This is a genomic window from Sphingomonas sp. AAP5 (genome assembly GCF_004354345.1).
Lineage (GTDB): Bacteria > Pseudomonadota > Alphaproteobacteria > Sphingomonadales > Sphingomonadaceae > Sphingomonas > Sphingomonas glacialis.
The window spans coordinates 557,525-575,533 of record NZ_CP037913.1; the positions used below are offsets into that span (position 1 = coordinate 557,525).

At 67.4% G+C, this 18,009-nt stretch carries 13 protein-coding genes; 5 read left to right on the top strand and 8 right to left on the bottom strand.

What is annotated here, in order from left to right:
• Positions 1–73 precede the first annotated feature (73 nt).
• From E2E30_RS02575 to E2E30_RS02605, 6 genes are all read right to left on the bottom strand, one after another.
• Positions 74–1,336 carry an SAM-dependent methyltransferase gene (locus E2E30_RS02575; protein WP_133186963.1) on the bottom strand — a complete coding sequence of 421 codons (1,263 nt, stop codon included), beginning with the start codon at positions 1,334–1,336 and terminating at the stop codon, positions 74–76.
• Between the two features lie 144 nt (positions 1,337–1,480).
• Positions 1,481–2,791, bottom strand: a complete 1,311-nt coding sequence (locus tag E2E30_RS02580; RefSeq protein WP_206365680.1) for a sensor histidine kinase — start codon at positions 2,789–2,791, stop codon at positions 1,481–1,483.
• 44 nt (positions 2,792–2,835) lie between these two features.
• Complete coding sequence (locus E2E30_RS02585) at positions 2,836–3,555, bottom strand: response regulator (protein WP_133186967.1); 720 nt, start codon at positions 3,553–3,555, stop codon at positions 2,836–2,838.
• A 99-nt stretch (positions 3,556–3,654) separates the two neighbouring features.
• Positions 3,655–4,131, bottom strand: a complete 477-nt coding sequence (locus tag E2E30_RS02590; protein WP_133186969.1) for an EF-hand domain-containing protein — start codon at positions 4,129–4,131, stop codon at positions 3,655–3,657.
• Positions 4,132–4,438: 307 nt separating this feature from the next.
• On the bottom strand, positions 4,439–5,215 hold the full coding sequence (locus E2E30_RS02600; RefSeq protein WP_133186973.1) for a thioesterase family protein: 777 nt from the start codon (positions 5,213–5,215) through the stop codon (positions 4,439–4,441).
• Positions 5,212–6,738 carry a class I adenylate-forming enzyme family protein gene (locus tag E2E30_RS02605; RefSeq protein ID WP_133186975.1) on the bottom strand — a complete coding sequence of 509 codons (1,527 nt, stop codon included), beginning with the start codon at positions 6,736–6,738 and terminating at the stop codon, positions 5,212–5,214. Before E2E30_RS02605 ends, E2E30_RS02600 begins: the two co-directional genes overlap by 4 nt.
• A 99-nt stretch (positions 6,739–6,837) precedes the next feature.
• On the opposite strand from E2E30_RS02605, the gene E2E30_RS02610 reads away from it, so the two are divergent.
• Positions 6,838–7,452 carry a glutathione S-transferase family protein gene (locus E2E30_RS02610; protein ID WP_133186977.1) on the top strand — a complete coding sequence of 205 codons (615 nt, stop codon included), beginning with the start codon at positions 6,838–6,840 and terminating at the stop codon, positions 7,450–7,452.
• A gap of 42 nt (positions 7,453–7,494) precedes the next feature.
• Here the strand turns inward: E2E30_RS02610 and E2E30_RS02615 are convergent, their stop codons facing one another.
• Both E2E30_RS02615 and E2E30_RS02620 read right to left on the bottom strand, forming a co-directional pair.
• Positions 7,495–8,190 (bottom strand): glutathione binding-like protein, encoded by a 696-nt coding sequence (locus E2E30_RS02615; protein WP_133186979.1) that lies wholly within the window; start codon positions 8,188–8,190, stop codon positions 7,495–7,497.
• A gap of 41 nt (positions 8,191–8,231) precedes the next feature.
• Positions 8,232–9,458 carry an MFS transporter gene (locus E2E30_RS02620; protein WP_206365630.1) on the bottom strand — a complete coding sequence of 409 codons (1,227 nt, stop codon included), beginning with the start codon at positions 9,456–9,458 and terminating at the stop codon, positions 8,232–8,234.
• A gap of 341 nt (positions 9,459–9,799) precedes the next feature.
• On the opposite strand from E2E30_RS02620, the gene E2E30_RS02625 reads away from it, so the two are divergent.
• The 4 genes from E2E30_RS02625 to E2E30_RS02640 all read left to right on the top strand — a co-directional run bounded on the left by E2E30_RS02625 (position 9,800) and on the right by E2E30_RS02640 (position 17,994).
• Positions 9,800–11,017 carry an acyl-CoA dehydrogenase family protein gene (locus tag E2E30_RS02625; protein WP_133186981.1) on the top strand — a complete coding sequence of 406 codons (1,218 nt, stop codon included), beginning with the start codon at positions 9,800–9,802 and terminating at the stop codon, positions 11,015–11,017.
• Between the two features lie 109 nt (positions 11,018–11,126).
• Positions 11,127–12,194 carry an acyl-CoA dehydrogenase family protein gene (locus tag E2E30_RS02630; protein ID WP_133186983.1) on the top strand — a complete coding sequence of 356 codons (1,068 nt, stop codon included), beginning with the start codon at positions 11,127–11,129 and terminating at the stop codon, positions 12,192–12,194.
• Between the two features lie 325 nt (positions 12,195–12,519).
• Positions 12,520–15,561: a TonB-dependent receptor plug domain-containing protein gene (locus E2E30_RS02635; protein ID WP_133186985.1), complete on the top strand. Its 3,042-nt coding sequence runs from the start codon at positions 12,520–12,522 to the stop codon at positions 15,559–15,561.
• Positions 15,562–15,642: 81 nt separating this feature from the next.
• The gene (locus tag E2E30_RS02640) at positions 15,643–17,994 is read left to right on the top strand and encodes a ribonuclease R family protein (RefSeq protein ID WP_133186987.1); all 2,352 of its coding nucleotides are present in this window, start codon (positions 15,643–15,645) and stop codon (positions 17,992–17,994) included.
• Positions 17,995–18,009 lie beyond the last annotated feature (15 nt).

The following is an 18,009-nucleotide window of genomic DNA, read 5'->3' on the forward strand; positions in this document are numbered from 1 at the left end:
CCCCTCAAGCCATGCGGCACGGTGGACCCCGGGACGAGCCCGGGGTGACGGGGGAGGGTGGTGTCGTCCAGGATCAGCGCGACATCGGCTCCGGAACCCATTCCGCATCCGCCTGCAACGCCGCTTCCGCCTCCGCCATATACCCCCGCGTCAGCGGCAGCGCGCGGCGGTCGCGGATCAGTTGCACTTGGTAGTTGCACATGACGCCATGCTTGAACGCCGCCATCGCGCCGGCGAGGTAGAATACCCACATCCGGTAGAAACGCGCGTCGAACATCGCCTCGATCTTGTCGCGGTTGGCGACGGCGCGATCATACCAGTGGCGGATCGTCAGCGCATAATGGACGCGCAGCGTCTCGACATCGGCCGCGATCAGCCGGACCGATTCGCTCGCGCCGACGATTTCCGACAGCGCCGGATTGTAGCCGCCGGGGAAGATATATTTCGCGGTGAACGGATCGGTCTGGCCCGGGCCGCCCATCCGCCCGATCGTATGGAGCAGCATCACGCCGTCCTCCTCGAGCAGCGCGCGGCATTTGTGAAAGAAGGTGCGGTAATTGGGCACGCCGACATGCTCGAACATCCCGACCGAGACGATCCGGTCGAAGCGCCCGGTCAGCTCGCGATAGTCGATCAGCTCGAACCTCACGCGGTCGGCGACTCCGGCTTCCTCGGCGCGGCGGCGTGCGGTCTTGAGTTGCTCCTCGGACAGCGTGATGCCGAGCACGTCGACGTCGGCGACGCGGTTGAGATACAGCGCCATCCCGCCCCAACCGCAGCCGATATCGAGCACGCGCTGGCCGGGCCGCAACTGCAGCTTGGCGGCGATATGCGCCTTCTTGTCGAGCTGCGCCTGTTCGAGCGTGTTATCCTCGTCGGTGAAATAGGCGCAGCTATATTGCCGGTCGGCGTCGAGGAAGAGATCGTAGAGCCGGTCGCCGATATCGTAATGATGCGCGACGTTCTGCTTCGACTTGCCGATGCGATTGAGCTGGCGCAGTCGCGCGGTGCTTGCCGCCCAGGCGAGCTTGACCGGGTTCTTGGTGCCGATCGTGCTGCGGCCGTCTTCCCAGCGGCCGTTGCCGCGGATCAGGTCGATCATCCCGGCGATGTCGTCGTTATCGACGAGCAGCCGCCCGTCCATCCAGGCGAGCGCGGCACCGAGCCGCGGATGGCGCGCGATATAGGTCGCGACGTTCTTGTCGGCGAAGCGCAGCGTGACGGGGCGGAACGCGGGATCGGGCGTGCCGTAGTGATAGCGCGTGCCATCGGCATCGATGATCGTCAGTTCGCCGCGCTTGACGAGATTTTTCGCGAACCGGTCGAACAGCCACATCGCACACACGCTCCACACTCTGACACCCTGTCGCCTGGCGCGTCGCGGCACCCGACGGGCGGCGCGGCGAAGGTCAGACGCGGGCTTGTTGGATCAACCGTGCCCGTCTCGGCTGGCCCGCGCAAGTCGCCGCCGCGACGCGGATCAGCGCGCGAGCGTGATCCGGGCGACCAGCCCGCCGCCGTCGCGATTGGCGAGCGTGATGTCGCCGCCGGCATCGCGCACGATCGTCCGGGCGAGCGCGAGACCCAGGCCGATGCCCCCGGTCGCCTTGTTGCGCGACGTCTCGAGCCGCGTGAACGCTTCGAACACGTCGCCGAGGCGGTCGGCGGGAATGCCGGGGCCGCGATCGCACACCAGGATTGCGACCGACTGCGCGCTCGCGGTGACGCTGACTTCGACCGCGCCGGCATATTTCAGCGCATTTTCGATCAGGTTGCGCAGCGCGCGGCGCATCAGGCCGGGGCGCAACCGCATGCGGATGCGCTCGCTTTCCTCGAACACGACCTCGTGGCCGATCTCGCGGAAATCCTCGACGACGGCATCGACCAAAGCCGCGAGATCGACCTCGGTCGGCGGCTCGCTCGGGCGGCCGAGCCGCGCGAGCGACAGGATGTCGTCGAGCATGCGGTTCATCTCGGCGATCGTCTCGGCCATCCTGGCGCGATCGGCATCGTCATCGACCGATTCGACGCGGACGCGCAGCGAGGCAAGCGGGGTGCGCAGATCATGCCCGATCGCGCCGAGCATCCGGTCCTTCTCGTCGAGCATCGCGGTGACGCGCAAGCGCAGCGCGTTGAACGCCGCGATCACGTCGCGCACGTCCTGCGGCCCGGCGGCGGGGACGGGGTCGGCCGTAGCACCCGGCTGGAAGCTGCGCGCGGCCTCGGCAAGCCCGCGCAACGGCCGCGAGATCCGCCGCCCGGCCCACAGCAACGGCACCAGCACGACGATGTAGAGGATCGCGGTCTGCGCCATCAGCCGCCAGAAAATATCCGAATCGTCGCGCGTCCACGGGAGGTTGAGCACGAACCACTGTCCGCCCGGGCGCTCGACCGCCACTTGCAGTTCGGCGCCGCCGCGCAGCAGACGCTCGACGCGCTGTGCGCTGACATAGCGCAGCCGCGGATCGTTGCGCTGGATCGGCAGGACTTGCGTCTGGATTCGCGACGCCTTGACCCCGGCCTCGGCAAGCGCGGCGCGAAGCGCGGTTTCGACTTCGGCGACATGCTCGCCGCCGGGCTGGATCGGCGAGCGCGGCGCGAGATGGATCCGGCTCCAGCCCGAACCGCCGCCGACGCGACGCCCCGCGGCGATCCGTTCGTCGGCATCGATGATCCGCGTGACGACGGGCCCGGTCGCCTGATCGAGCCGCGCGCGGCGACGGTCCTGCAACGCGAGCGTGAAGTTGATCGCCTGCGCGACGAACAGCGCGATCGCGATGAGCAGCGCCATCTGCCCCGACAGGCTGCGCGGTATCGCCCGCAGGCGCGTGATCCTCAAAGGCGCGTCACTTCGGCGGCGAGCGTGTAGCCGCCGCCCCACACCGTCTTGATCAGCTCGGGCGCCTTGGCGTCGGCCTCGATCTTGCGCCGCAGCCGGCTGATCTGGTTGTCGATCGCGCGGTCGAACGCGGCGGCCTCGCGGCCTTGCGTCAAATCGAGCAACTGGTCGCGCGTCAGCACCTGGCGCGGGCGCGTGACGAGCGCGTGGAGGAGGTTGTACTCGCCGGTCGAGAGCGGCACCGACACGCCCTCGCGGTCGACCAAGGTGCGCTCGCCCGATTTGAGCACCCAGCCGGCAAAGGCGAACGATCCGCTTTCGGGCGCATGCTGGCGCGTTCCGCCCGCCGCCGCCCGCCGCAGGATCACCTTGACGCGCGCCGCCAGCTCGCGCGGCGAGAACGGCTTCACGACATAATCGTCGGCGCCCATTTCGAGCCCGACGATACGGTCGGTCTCTTCGGTCCGCGCGGTGAGCAGGATGACGGGCACTTCGCCGCTCTCGCGGATGTGGCGCGTGAGCGAGAGGCCGTCTTCGCCGGGCATCATGATGTCGAGGATGACGAGGTCGATCGCATAGGCCGTCATCCGCGCGCGCGCGCCCTCGGCGTCGCCGGCTTGTGTCACGCGGAAACCCTGCCGCGTCAGATATTGCGCGAGCGGTTCACGGATCGAGCGTTCGTCGTCGACGAGCAACAGATGCGGCGTGTCTCCCATCGGTTCGCTGCTTAGCATGGTGTGGCGCTCTTGAAATGGGATGCCGGGCGAGCAGGGGGAGGCTCGCCCGGCGTCCGGGCCAAGGGGAAAAGGCCCGGATCAGTTGCCCGGCGCGGCTGGCGCGGGGGAAGGGGGCGCCGGTGGCGGCGCGATCGCGTCGGCGGGATCGGCGCGGCCACCGGGACCGCCGGGGCGCATCGCGCGCGCGCGGTCCATCCAGGCGGTGAGCTCGTCGCGCGAGATCTGGCCGTCCTTGTTGGCATCGATCCGGCTGAAGCGCGTGTCGGCCTGCGCGAGGAACTCGGCGCGCGAGATCTTGCCGTCGCCGTCGGTGTCGCCGCGCGTCATCATGCGGGCGCCCGGGCCCTGCATTTCGTCGGCGGTGAGGAAGCCGTCCTTGTTGGCATCCATCGCGGTGAAGCGCGTGGTCGCCTCGGCGGTGGCCTCGGCGCGCGAGATCAGCCCGTCGCCATTGCTGTCGGCGGTGCGGAACATGCCGCCGCCGCCTTGTGCCACCGCAGCGGCGGTGGCGAGCGCGGCGACCGTCGTCGCGACGAAGAAGCGCGTGAGGGACATGGCGGTAAACTCCTGTGCTGGCTGGGCGGGGCGCCGTTCCTTGACGCCGGTTATGCGCGGCGATCTGTCGCGTCGCTGTGCCGGAAGATGCGGCAAAGTGTCGCAATTTGTCGCAACGCTTCTCCCCTCCCTGGAAGAGCGTTGGGTGAACAGTGCCCCGCACTGTTCAGGTCGTGCCGGGGGCACGACCGACCCAACGCTGGGCCGGGGGTGGGTCGGCCCGTGGCGAGGTCGACGCCAGCATTAGGCCGACCCACCCCCAACCCCTCCTTTCCAGGGAGGGGAGGAGAAGGCGGTGCGGCGCGCCCTATCCGAAGATCGCGACGCTCTGCATGCCTTGCGCGATCGGCACGCCGTCGGCGTTCCACAGCATCATCGTCTGGCTCGATCCGCCATTGACCGCATGCTGCGACTCTGCCGAGAGCAGCCACCAGCCGTCGGTCGTCGCGGGCGTCGGCGTGAGGAGATTGACGATCCACGTCACCGAACTCAACGGCACGAACTCCTTGCCGAACAGCTTGAACGCCGCGGGCGGGAGCGCGTCGGCGAGCGCGAGCACTTCGACCATCGGGTCGATCCCCGCATAATCGCGCAGCCGCGCCCAGCGCAGCCATTCGGCCTCGCCCGGCGCTTCGGCCTTGAGATCGAGGAAGTTGAAGTTGCCGGTGAAGAATTCGTCGGGGCCGGTATAGAGTTTCGCATCTGCGGCAGGCGGCGGCAGCGTGGCGGCGAGCCCGCCACTGAGCGCGACGCGCGATGGCTGCTCGGCCATGAACACGAACACCGCGCGATAGCCGAGCCCGGCGTCGGAGACGATATCGGCCTGGATGAAGGCGGCGGTGCGGCCGCGGCGCAGCTTGGTCGCGGTGACGCGCACGTCGCCCGACAGCGGGCCGATGAACGACACTTGCGCCGAGCGCAGCGGTGGCAGATCGGGCTCGATCCCCTGCGCGGCGTGGAGCGCGAGTGCGCTCGACAGGCCGCCATAAGCGGTGCGCCCCTGCAGCCAGTCGCTCGGGATCTGCGCGCGGAAGCCGCCCTCGATCGGCGTGGCAGCAGCGAGGATCTCGCGGATCGGGGTCATGCTGCGGTCTCCGCCAGACGATCGCGCAAGTCGCGCTTGAGCACCTTGCCGATCGCGCTGCGCGGCAATTCGTCGATCGCGTGGAGCGCCGACAGCCGCTGCGTCTTGCCGAGCTGGCCGTTGGTCCAGTCGAGGATCTCGGCGATGCTCGCATCGACCCCGGTGTGCGGCACGTAGAAGCCGACCGGCGTTTCGCCCCACGCCTCGGACGGAACGCCGATCACGCTGCAATCGGCGACCGCGGGATGGGTGCGCAGCACCGCCTCGAGATCGGTCGGATAGATGTTGAAGCCGCCCGAGATGATCAGGTCCTTCTTGCGGTCGAGCAAGGTGAGGAAGCCGTCGGCGTCGAAGCGCCCGACATCGCCGTGGCGGATGTAGCGGTTGCCCTCGGCGTCGTACCATTCGGCGACGGCGGTGGCATCGCTGCGGCCGTGATAGCCCGTCATCATCGCCGGCGAGCGGCCGACGACTTCGCCCATCTCGCCTTGCGGAACTTCGTTGCCGTCGTCGTCGATCAGGCGGATGTCATGGCCCTCGATCGGGCGACCGACGGTATGGAGCTTGTCGGGAAAGCCGTTCGCGACGAGCAGGCAGGTGCCGCCGCCTTCGGTCATCCCGTAATATTCGACGAGCAGCCCGGGCCAGCGTGCGAGGATGTCAGCCTTCAGCGCGGCGGAGAAGGGCGCCGAGGTGCAGGTCTTGAAGCGAAAGCTCGCGAGGTCGAAGGTGTCGAAATCGGGGAGCGCCATCAGCCGCTGATACTGCACCGGCACGAGCATGGTGTGCGTCGCGCGGTGACGCTCGGCGAGCGTGAGATAGCCGCGTGCGTCGAACTTCTTCATCAACACGACGGTGCCGCCCCAGCCGAGCGTCGGCAGGAAGCTGACGAGCGTGGTATTCGAGTAAAGCGGCGTTGCGATCATCGTCACCGCACTCGCAAAGCCCGCGGCTTCGTTGCGGCTGATATGCGCCCAGCGCATCGCGTGGCTCTGGACGATGCCCTTCGGCGTGCCGGTGGTGCCCGACGAATAGATGATGTTGAAGCCGTCTTCGGGCCGGATCGTGACGGGCGCGGGGCGCGCGCCTTCGGGCGCGAGCCAGCTGCCGAGCGATTTGAGGCGGACGAGCTTGCCGGGGATGTGCTGGCCGGCGAGCGCGGTCGCCGCGTCGGCATCGACGAAGGTGATCGGCGCGGCGCAATCGGCGATCATCGCGACGATGCTTTCGGGCGTGCCCGACGGCGCGAGGGGCGTTGCGAGGCAGCCGGCGCGGAGCGCGCCGAGGAACACCGCGGCATAATCGATGCTCGCCGAGGCGACGATCGCGACCGCCTGACCCTGCGCCACGCCGTCACGCTGGAGCGCCGCGGCGATGCGGTCCATCAGCGCGTCGAGGCTGGCATAATCGAGCTCGCCGTCGGCCTCGGCGAGTGCGACCTTGTCGCCTTGCTCGGCCGCGTGCGCGCGGATCAGGTCGGGCAGCGCGGCGAAGTCGCCGGCAAGCATCTCGGCAGCGGTCATCGTGTCTCTTTTTGCAAGTCCATGGCTTCGATTCGCTAGTCTAGCTGAAGGAAAAACGCCATACGCGATCTTCGAAAATAGATTTGGGGGGATGCCATCATGCTGTTCTACGACGCCGCCAACCCAGCGCCCAATCCGCGGCGCGTGCGGATCTATCTTGCCGAAAAGGGCTTGAGCGTGCCGAGCACGACGCTGTCGATCCGCGACATGGAGCATAAGGGCGCGGCGTTCCTCAAGGTCAATCCGCTCGGGCAGATCCCTGCGCTGGAGCTCGACGACGGCAGCGTGATCACCGAGAGCATCGCGATCTGTCGCTACTTCGAATGTCTTCATCCCGAGCCCGCCCTGTTCGGCCAAGGCGCGCGCGGCGTGGCTGCGGTCGAACAAGCGCTGCGACGCGTCGAATTGCGGATGGGGTCGCCGTTGACGCAGGTGTGGCTGCACACCCACCCCTTCACCGCGCGCGTCGTCAAGCCGCAATTCCCCGATTATGGCGAGACGCAGCGGCCGCGCGTGCTCGAGGCGATGCGCGAGTTCGATACAGCGCTGACCGGGGGCGCGTGGCTCGGCGGGGATGACTATTCGATCGCGGATATCGTGCTGTTGACGACGATCGATTTCGCGGGGTTCGTGGGGATCGCGGTGCCCGAGGAACTGGGCGCGTTGCGCGACTGGCATGCCCGGGCGAGTGCCCGCCCGAGCGCCAGCGCGTAAGGCTTGCGGTCCCCCCGGCTTGAGGCCGGGGGGGGGGGCGTCTTACCCGAGCACCTTGGCCGTCTGCCCGAACAGCACTTTCTTCGCTTCCTCGGTCATCGGCTTGTTCTCGCTGATCGCGGCGCCCTTGGCATAAGCGGTGACGGTCGCGGGCCGCGCGGCGATTGCGTCGAACCAGCGCTTGAGATTGGGCGTGTCCTCGAGCGTCTGGCCCTGGCGCTCGTACGGCACGATCCACGGGTAGCAGGCCATGTCGGCGATCGAATATTCACCGGTGATGAAGTCGCGCCCCGCGAGCCGCCGGTCGAGCACGCCGTACAGTCGGTTGGTCTCGTTGACGTAGCGGTCGATCGCGTAGGGGATCTTCTCGGGCGCGTAGCCGCTGAAATGGTGGTTCTGGCCGAGCATGGGTCCGAGGCCACCCATCTGCCACATCAGCCACTGCACCGTCTCGGTGCGGCTGCGCAGGTCGGTGCCGATGAATTTGCCGTATTTGTCGGCGAGGTAGAGCAGGATCGCGCCCGATTCGAAGATCGCGATCGGCGCGCCGCCACCGGCGGGATCATGGTCGACGATCGCGGGCATGCGGTTGTTGGGGGCGATCTTGAGGAAATCGGGCTGGAACTGCTCGCCCGCGCCGATGTTGACCGGCACGATGCGATACTCGACCCCGGCTTCCTCGAGGAACAGCGTGATCTTGTGGCCGTTCGGGGTGGGCCAATAATGCAGGTCGATCATGCGCTTGCTCCTATGGTGTCGCGCTCCAGATGGGAGAGCCGTTACGCGTCCGCAACTGCCGCGGTCGCAGCCGGCGCACGGTTGGACACTTTCCACGCGACGACGCCGAGCGCGCTTGCCGCAAGCGCGGCGGCGAGCAGGAAGGCGGCGCCGGGAAAGCCGTGCTCGACCCCGGCGGCGAGCGCCTGCGTCATCAGCAGCGGACTGACGATCGCGGCGACGCTGCCCAGACTCGCGAGCCCGCCCTGCAACGCGCCCTGCCGATCGGGGCCCGCCATTCGCGACAGCAGGCCGTTGATCGCCGGGCCGATAAAGCCCGACAGCGCGGCGAGCAGCATGATCGCATAGGCTTGCCACCCCGCGGTGATGAAGGCGAAGGCGAGGAAGCCGCTCGCCCCCGTCGCAAGCCCGATCACCAGCGCGCGCCGGTCGCCGATCCGCCCGATCACCGGCGCGACGAGCAGGCCCTGCACCAGCGCCATCACCAGCCCGACATACGCAAGGCTCAGCCCGATCGCGGTGGGGCTCCAGGCGAAGCGGATCGTCGCCCAGAACGCCCAGGTCGCGGGATAGACCATGTGCGCGAGCTGCCACAGGACGCAGACGATCAGCAGCGGGATCGCGCTGCGATTTTCGAACAACGGCTTGAACGCGCCGACGATATGCGCGTCGCGCCAGCGGAACGGGCGGCGATGCTCGCGCGCGAGCGATTCGGGCATCGCAAACGCCATTGCCGCGGCGTTGGCGAAGGCGAGCATCGCGGCGGCGATGAACGGTGCGCGCGGCCCGAGTCCGGCGATCAGCCCGCCGAGCGCGGGGCCGATCACGAAGCCGATGCCGAACGCCGCACTGACATAGCCGAACGCCGCGCTGCGCTTTTCGGGCGGGGTGACGTCGGCGATCACCGAAGACGCCGGGCCATAGACCGCGCCCGCCACCCCCGCGATCGCGCGACCGAGGAACAGCCAGGCCAGCGTCGGGGCGAGTGCCATCAGCGCATAGTCGGCACCGAAGGCGAGCATCGAGGCGATCAGCACCGGGCGGCGGCCAAACCGGTCGCTCAAATTGCCGAGCACCGGCCCCGCGACGAACTGCGCGAGCGCGAAGGCGACGAGCATATAGCCTGCGATGCGGGTGGCGTCGTCGATCCCGACATGGCCGAGCCGGGTGATCAGCGCCGGTAGCACCGGGAGCACGATGCCGAAGCCGATCGTGTCGATCAGCACGGCCGCGAGCACGATCGGCACGGCGCGGTTGGCGAACGGCATCGGACAAGCCCCCTCTGGAGAGAGCTTACCGCGATTTGGAGCAGGGTAAACACCGCTTCTCGCGTCGGTCGTCGTCGCTTTAGCCCTCTCCCGCTTGCGGGAGAGGGTTGGGTGAGGGTCTTCTTCTGCCTGCGTGCTTCCGGGGGCGAAAAAGAAGGACCCGCATCGACTGCGACTAGGGCCACGCTGAAGGAGCGCGACCCAAGTCTCCGTTGCCTCTCCCGCTTGCGGGAGAGGATATGCGCATGCCGATCGCATCAATCGCTCTTCCCATCGGCTTCATTCTGTCGTATCGCGCCGCCATACCCGATCTTCAGATTCTTTCTGAAAGGATAGCTTTCATGGCAACCGCGCCCGAACTCGACGCTCCAGTAGCCCCGCTCGACGCGTTCCGCGCCGAAGTGCGCGACTGGCTCGCCGCCAATTTCCCGGCATCTCTGAAGGGGCACGACATCAGCCTGTCGGTGCTCGAGGGCCCGACCGATCTTTCGCCCGACCAGGCCGCATGGCAGGCCGCAATGGGCGACAAGGGCTGGGGCGTGCCGAGCTGGCCCAAGGCGTATGGCGGCGGCGGGCTCGACAAGGCGCAGATCCGTGTCCTCAACGAGGAAATGGCGCGCGCGGGCGCGTGGAACCCGATCGGCGGGATGGGCGTGATGATGTTCGGGCCGACGCTGCTCGAATATGGCAACGAGGCGCAGAAGCAGGAGCATATCCCGGCGATCGCCAAGGGGCTGGTGCGCTGGTGCCAGGGTTATAGCGAGCCCAATGCCGGCTCGGACCTCGCCAACGTCCAGACCTTCGCCGAGGATGCCGGCGACCATTATATCGTCAACGGCCAGAAGACCTGGACGAGCGGAGGACAATGGGCCGACAAGTGCTTCGCGCTCGTCCGCACCGACAAGAGCCAGAAGCATGGCGGGATCAGCTTCCTGCTGCTCGACATGACCGCGCCCGGCGTCGAAGTCCGGCCGATCGCGATGATCTCGGGCCAGTCGCCGTTCTGCGAGACCTTCTTCACCAACGTGAAGGTGCCCAAGGAAAACCTCGTCGGACGCGAAGGGCAGGGCTGGGAAATCGGCACGCGCTTGCTCCAGCACGAGCGCAGCAGCCTGTCGGGCGGCGGCAGCGCGTCGCGGCTGTTCGCGGGCACGCCGATGGGGAAGCTCGCCAAGGAATATCGCGGCGAGGATGACAAGGGCCGCGTTCCCGACAGCGATCTGCGGATGCGGATCGTGCGCCACGAGATGGACAGCCGCGCCTTCGCGCTGACGCTGCGCCGTGCGGCGCTCGAGGCGAAGTCGAACCAGGGTCCGTCGGCCGCCACCTCGATCATGAAGAACGTCGGCGCGCGCATCACGCAGGATCGCGCCGAACTGTCGATCGAGATCATGGGGATGGCCGGGCTCGGCTGGGAAGGCGAGGGCTTCAGCGAGGACGAGCTGACGCAGACGCGCACCTGGCTGTGGGGCAAGGCGGTGTCGATCTATGGCGGATCGACCGAGATCCAGAACAACGTCATTTCGAAGCGCATCCTCGGGATGCTCGACCACCAGTAATGCAAGGATAGGCTGCCACGTGTGACGCGTGGCGGGCCGGAGAGGGGCGGGGTGAAGGATGGCTGAAGCCATCCTCCCCCGTTTTCCATTCAGACGAGGGGATAGCGCGATGGCCGTACTCAACGACGAACAGACGATGCTCCGCGACATGGTGCGCGAATGGTCCGACGAGCAATCGCCCGTCAGCGCGTTCCGCAAGATGCGCGCGGCGGCGCCGGCCGAGGGGTATGATCCCGCCGCCTGGGCGACGCTTGGCGAGATGGGCCTGCCGGGCATCGTCATCCCCGAAGCGCATGGCGGCACCGCGTTCGGCTATCTCTCGCTCGGGCTGGTGCTCGAACAGCTCGGCCGCAACCTCGCGGCGTCGCCCCTCGCGTCGACCTCGGCGGCGGCGACCGCGATCCTGATGGGCGGGTCGGATGCGCTGAAGGCGCAGTGGCTCCCGCAGATCGCCAGCGGCGCTGTCGTCGCGACGCTCGCGATCGACGAGGGCCCCGTCCATGATCCCGCGAAGATCGCGACGAGCGTCGTCGACGGCAAGCTCAGCGGCACCAAGGCGTTCGTCGCCGAGGGTGACAGCGCGGGCGTGTTCGTCGTCGCGGCGGTCGATGGCCTGTATCTCGTCGCGGGTGACGCGGGCGTGACACGCTCGCCGCGCCATATGGCCGACTCGCGGAGCCACGCGCAGGTAACGTTCGATGCCGCGCCCGCCGAGAAACTGGGTGACGCTTCGCTGACCGCGCAGGTCATCGACCGCGCGACCGCAGCGCTGTGCGCCGAGATGCTCGGCATGGCCGAGCAGGCGTTCAACACCACCAACGATTATCTCAAGACGCGCGTCCAGTTCGGGCAGCAGCTCTCGACCTTCCAGGCGCTCCAGCACCGCATGGCGAAGATGTTCACCGAGCTCGAGCTGATGCGCTCGGCAGTCGAAGGTGCGCTCGAGGCGATCGATGCCGGGCGGTCCGACATCGACCAGGCGGTCAGCCTCGCCAAGGCGGTGGCGAGCGACACGCTCCATCTGGTCAGCCGCGAGATGATCCAGCTCCACGGCGGGATCGGCATGACCGATGATTACGACGCCGGCTTCTACATCAAGCGCGCGCGCGTGCTCGAAGCGATGTGGGGCAATGCGGCGTTCCACCGCGAGCGTTTCGCGCGGTTGAACGGCTACTGAGCCGCAACGCGGGCGCGCCGCGTCGCGTCCGCATCCATCAGACCTGCAACGATAAAGGGCGGTGGCCGGCTTCCTGACGTGGAAGCGGCGCCGCCCTTTTGCAATGCGGCGCGGTGCGACCCTGGTTCGGATCGTCTCCCACGCGGGTGTTTCGAGAATCGGTTCTGGCCGTCGCGGCCCGAGCGGGGACCCTTAGGGGTTAGTACTTATGCGCTAATGCGGCGATTTTCGCGCATATCCGGCTTGACATTAGGGCCGTTTCGGAGTCACTTCGAGCTTCGGGTACGGAGCCGATCAGTGCTCTGACCTTTAGGGGAGAGATGCTATGCCTCGTTCGCGGCATTTGACGTCGTGTGCCTTTTTTGCCTTGTCGATCGGGCTTGCTTCGCCCGTAGCGGCGCAGGAGGGGGCGCCGCCAGCGCCGCGACCGAGTGCGCCTGCCGACGAACAGACTGGCCCCGATATCGTCGTCACCGGATCGCTGATCCGCGGCACCCCCGAGGACGCCGCTATCCCCGTCGATGTCATTTCGAGCGAGGAACTGTCGCGCCAGGGCACGCCGAGCGCGGTCGACTTGCTCAAGAACCTGCCGACCTCGAGCGGCGTGATCGGCGATGCCAACCAGTTCGACAGCCGCAGCCAGGGCAATGAAGGCGTCGCCTCGGTCAATCTGCGCGGCCTCGGCCCGCAGCGCACGCTCGTCCTGCTCAACGGCAAGCGCCTCGTCGCGGTCGGCGGCGGTATCCCGATCGTCGACGTCAACCTCATCCCGTCGGGGGCGATCGGCCGCGTCGAAGTGCTCAAGGACGGCGCGGCGGCGACCTATGGGTCGGATGCCATCGCCGGCGTCGTCAACTTCATTACCCGCACCGACCAGAAGGGCTTCCTCGCCTCGGGCGATTATCGCTACATCCGCGGATCGTCGGGCGACTACACCGCCAATCTGAGCTTCGGCCACAATAGTGGCCCGCTGCATGTGCTCGCCTCGGTCGGCTATCAGCACCGCTCGGAATTGCGCACGACCGATCGCGATTTCACGGTCCAACCCTATGCGAACAATCCGCAAGGCGGCTATACCGGCGGCGGCAATCCGGGCAATTTCGGGTTCGGCGGGACCGCCAATTTCGTCCGCGACCTCGGGTGCGAGGGCCTTGGCGGCTTCCGCAGCCAAGCCGGATCGACGACCGATCGCTGCTTCAACAATTACGGCCAGTTCGGCAATCTGGTCGAGCCCGAGGATCGCCTCCAGGCCTATGTCGACACGTCGATCCAGCTGGCCGACACGCTCAAATTCTCGGCAAGCGCGCTGTACGGCTACAGCTCGACGCGGATCACCACCTCGCCGACCTATCTGCCGACCTTGCCGCCGTCGGTGAACGCGGCGAGCGGCGGGGGAGGGCTGTTCGTCATCCCGACCTATGCCCCGGCGCTGCGCGATTATTGCACGCTCTATGGGGCGGCATCGGGCTGCGTCACCGCGGGCGGCGTGCCGCTTGCCCCGGCGATCGCTTTCCCGGTGCTGTTCCGGCCGGCCTTGCTCGGCGGGAATCCGCTGTTCCGCGGCCGGAATGGCGATGACCGCGGCTCGGCATACTCGAAGCGCGTGTCGGAAGAGATGCGCTTCACCGCAGACCTGTCTTATGATGTCACGCCCGATCTCAATCTGACCGGTGGCTTCACCTACTCGGAATATTATCGCGAAAGCGAAGGCACCGACACGTTCGGCGACTTGCTGCAGAACGCACTGGCGGGCTTTGGCGGGGCGAATTGCGCCTATGCCACGCCGCAGTCGCGCGCCGGCCTGTCGACGGCCCAGATCACGGCACTCGCCGGGACCAACGGCTGCACCTTCTTCAACCCGTTCTCGACCGCGGTCGCTGCGAACGGCGTGAGCAATGCGGCGAACCCCAACTATGCCGGAACGCGCAATCCTACCGGGTTCAGCCTGACCCCCGGCGCGGGCCTGATCAACGATCTGCCGACGTTCGACAATTTCTTCCGCACGACCAACACGCGCTACACCACGCGGCTGCTCGTCGGGGATCTCGTGCTCAGCGGCAAGACAGGGCTGCGGCTACCCGGCGGCGATTTGAGCTTCGCGGTCGGGGCACAATATCGCCGCAACGACTATTCGGTGCTGTACAACAACGACAGCAACATCGCGGTCAATCCGTGCCCGGGCTCGCCGCTCAACCCGGCGGCGACGTGCACGCAGCAGACCGGCGCGCTCGGCTTCCTCGGTACCAACGCCAATTTGTCGACCAGCAACGACATCAAGGCGCTGTTCGGCGAGTTGCAAGTGCCGCTGCTCGACCGGCTCAACCTGCAGCTTTCGGCGCGGTATGAGGATTATGGCGGGCGCGTCGGCTCGACCTTCAATCCGCAAGGCCGCATCCGGCTGCAAGTCACCGACTGGCTCGCGCTGCGCGGTGGCGCGGGGACGACCTTCCGCGGGCCTCCGGCGCAGCAGTTGTCGGGCAATCTGACCGCGCTGCAGATCATCGGGACGTCGTTCCGTGCGGTCGACATCAACGGCAACCCCAACCTCTCGCCCGAAAAGGCGACGACCTACAGCGCAGGCATCCTGCTCCACAGCGGCGGGTTCAGCGCGAGCCTCGATTATTATCGCTACAAGCTGAAGGGCCCGATCGAGGGCGAGCCGATCCAGGGCATGGTCAATGCGCTGTTCGGCGCGACCGGCACCGCGAATTGCGGCAATGCGGCCTTTGCCGCGTTGCAGGCGCGCTTCACCTTCACGGGGGCCGGCTGCGGCATCGGCAACGTCCAGCGGCTGCGCACGCAGACGATCAACAGCGCCAACGTCACGACGTCGGGGCTCGATCTGCAGGCGGCGTATCGCTTCGGGCTCGGCGCGGCCAATCTCGAGTTCGGCGGCAGCGGCACCTACGTGATCGAGTATAAGACCAAGGACATCACGGTCGAGGGCGTCGTCGTCCAGCCGACCTTCGATGGCGTTGGCCTGCTCAACTATCAGACGACCGCGTATCCGATCCCGCAGATCAAGGGTACGGCCTATGTCCAGGGAGCGGTCGGCGGGCACAGCCTGCGCGTCCAGTACAATTATATCGACGGCTATACCGATCAGCGTGGGACTGCGATCTTCGGCCCCAATGCCGGGGCGCTCGCGGGGGCTTCGGTCACCGGCGGCAAGAACATCAAGCCGTTTGCGACCTTCGATGCGACCTATCGCTTGTCGCTGCGCGGGACGGGATCGACGCTGACGCTGTCGGCGCTCAACATCTTCGACAAGGCGCCGCCGTTCGCGCGGCTCGACCAGAATTACGATCCGTTCACGGCGAACCCGCTCGGCTTCACCGCCAAGGTCGGCTTCTCGCAGAAGTTCTGAGACTGGGGGCGGAGGGCGCGGCGTCCGGGTCGGACGCCGCGCCCTTTGCCGTTTGGCGCTGGGTGGCGTATCGCTGATCCGATGCCCAAGCCAACCAAGCGCACCCCCGGTCTGCCCAGCCGCGACCAGATCCTCGCCTTTATCGCCGAAAGCGACGTGCCTGCGGGCAAGCGCGAGATCGCGCGCGCCTTCGGGCTGACCGCGCAGGACAAAATTTTGCTGAAAGCGCTGTTGAAGGACATGGCCGATGAGGGGCTGATCGACAGCGCCCCCGGCCGCGCGTTTCACAAGATGGGCGGGGTGCCCAAGGTGACGGTGCTGCGGATCGTCGATGTCGATGACAGCGGCAACGTCTGGGCGGTGCCCGAGCGGTGGGAAGCCGCCACCCCCGCGCCGAAGCTGCGCGTGCGCGAAAAGAAGAACGGCGCGCTCGGCGTCGGCGACCGCGTGCTCGCTCGGACCGAGGAGGCCGGACAGGGCCTGATTGCGCATCCGATGAAGACCTTGCCCAAGGGCGAGGAGCTGGTGCTCGGCGTGCTGCGCCAGGAAGGCAAGGCGCTGTGGCTACAGGGCGTCGAGAAGAAGGAGCGGCGCGAGTTCCAGGTGTCCGACGCCGGCGAGGCGCAGGTCGGCGATCTGGTGCTCGCCGAGATGGCGGGGCGGCCACCGCGGATCACGGTGCGCGTGACGCAGGTGCTCGGCGATCCGTTCGCGCCGCGCAGCTTCTCGCTGATCGCGATCCACAAGCTTGGTATTCCCGACGTGTTTTCGTCGGAGACGCTCGACGAGGCGGTGCGCGTTGCCGCGCAGCCGCTCGGCGAGAAGCGCGAGGATCTGCGCCATCTGCCGATCGTCGCGATCGATCCGGCCGATGCGCGTGATCATGACGATGCGGTTTGGGCGGCGCCCGATGACGATCCCGCCAATGATGGCGGGTGGAAGGCGATCGTCGCGATTGCCGATGTGTCGTTCTACGTGCGGCCGGGGTCGAGCCTCGATCGCGAAGCGCGGCGGCGCGGGAACAGCGTGTATTTTCCCGATCGCGTCGTGCCGATGCTGCCGGAGAGTTTGTCGGCGGAGATGTGTTCGCTGAAGGAGGGCGTCGATCGCGCGGCGCTGGCGTGCCATTTGCGGATTGGCAAGGATGGGGCGCTGAAGAGCTGGCGCTTCACGCGCGCGGTGGTGCGGATTGCGGCGAACCTGGCATATGAGGATGCGCAGGCGATGGTGGATGCGCATCACGCTTCTTCTGCTCCTTCTGCTCCCCTCCCGCTTGCGGGAGGGGTCGGGGGAGGGCCTGTCCACGCGACGGACGATTCGATTGAGGCACGCCCCTCCCCTAACCCCTCCCGCAAGCGGGAGGGGGATTCGGGCAGCGAAGGCATCCTCGCCGCCCTTCTCCCGCTCTGGTCGTGCTGGCACGCGCTCAACAAGGCGCGCACCGCGCGCGCGCCGCTCGATCTCGACCTGCCAGAACGCCGCGTCATGCTCGACGAGAAGGGCCGCATCCTCTCGGTCGCGCCGCGCGAGCGGCTCGATGCGCACAAATTGATCGAGGATTACATGATCGCCGCCAACGTCGCCGCCGCCAAGGCGCTTGAAGCGAAGAAGGCGCCGGTGATGTACCGCGTCCACGAGCAGCCCGGCCGCGAGAAGCTCGTCGCGCTGAAGGACTATCTCAAGACCTTCGGGATCGAGTTCGCGCTTGGCCAGGTCGTCCAGCCGCGCACCTTCAATCACGTCCTCGACAAGGTGATCGACCGCGACGAACGCCCGCAGATCATGGAGCAAGTGCTGCGCACGCAGACGCAGGCGTATTATAGCCCCGCCAATATGGGCCATTTCGGGCTCGCGCTCGGCAGCTACGGCCATTTCACCTCGCCGATCCGGCGCTATGCCGATCTGCTCGTCCACCGCGCGCTGGTCGCGGCGTATGATCTGGGGCCGGGCGGGCTGACCGAGGGCGAAGCCGCGGCGATGGAGAAGATCGGCGAGAGCATCTCGATGCTCGAACGCCGCGCGATGGAGGCCGAGCGCGACACGATCGACCGCTATGTCGCGGCGTATCTGTCGGAGAAGGTCGGCGAGGTGCTCGAGACGCGGATCACCGGCGTGACCAATTTCGGTTTCTTCGCGACGGTCGAGGGGATTGGCGGCGACGGGCTGATGCCGGTGCGCGATATCGGTGGCGAATATTTCCGCTTCGACGAAGCCAGCCGCACGCTGATCGGCGACCAGAGCGGGACGGTCTATGCCAGCGGGCAGAAGCTCCAGCTACGGCTGGCCGAAGCGAACCCGGTATCGGGGGCGCTACGGTTCGAGATGGTCGAGGGCAGGGGGGCTCGCGTCGACAGCGACGAGCGCCGCCCGAAGCGCGTGATCAAGCATCGCGGGCGCCCGACGAACATTCGGCACCAGGGGAAGAAGCGCTAGCGGCCGACCGACCAT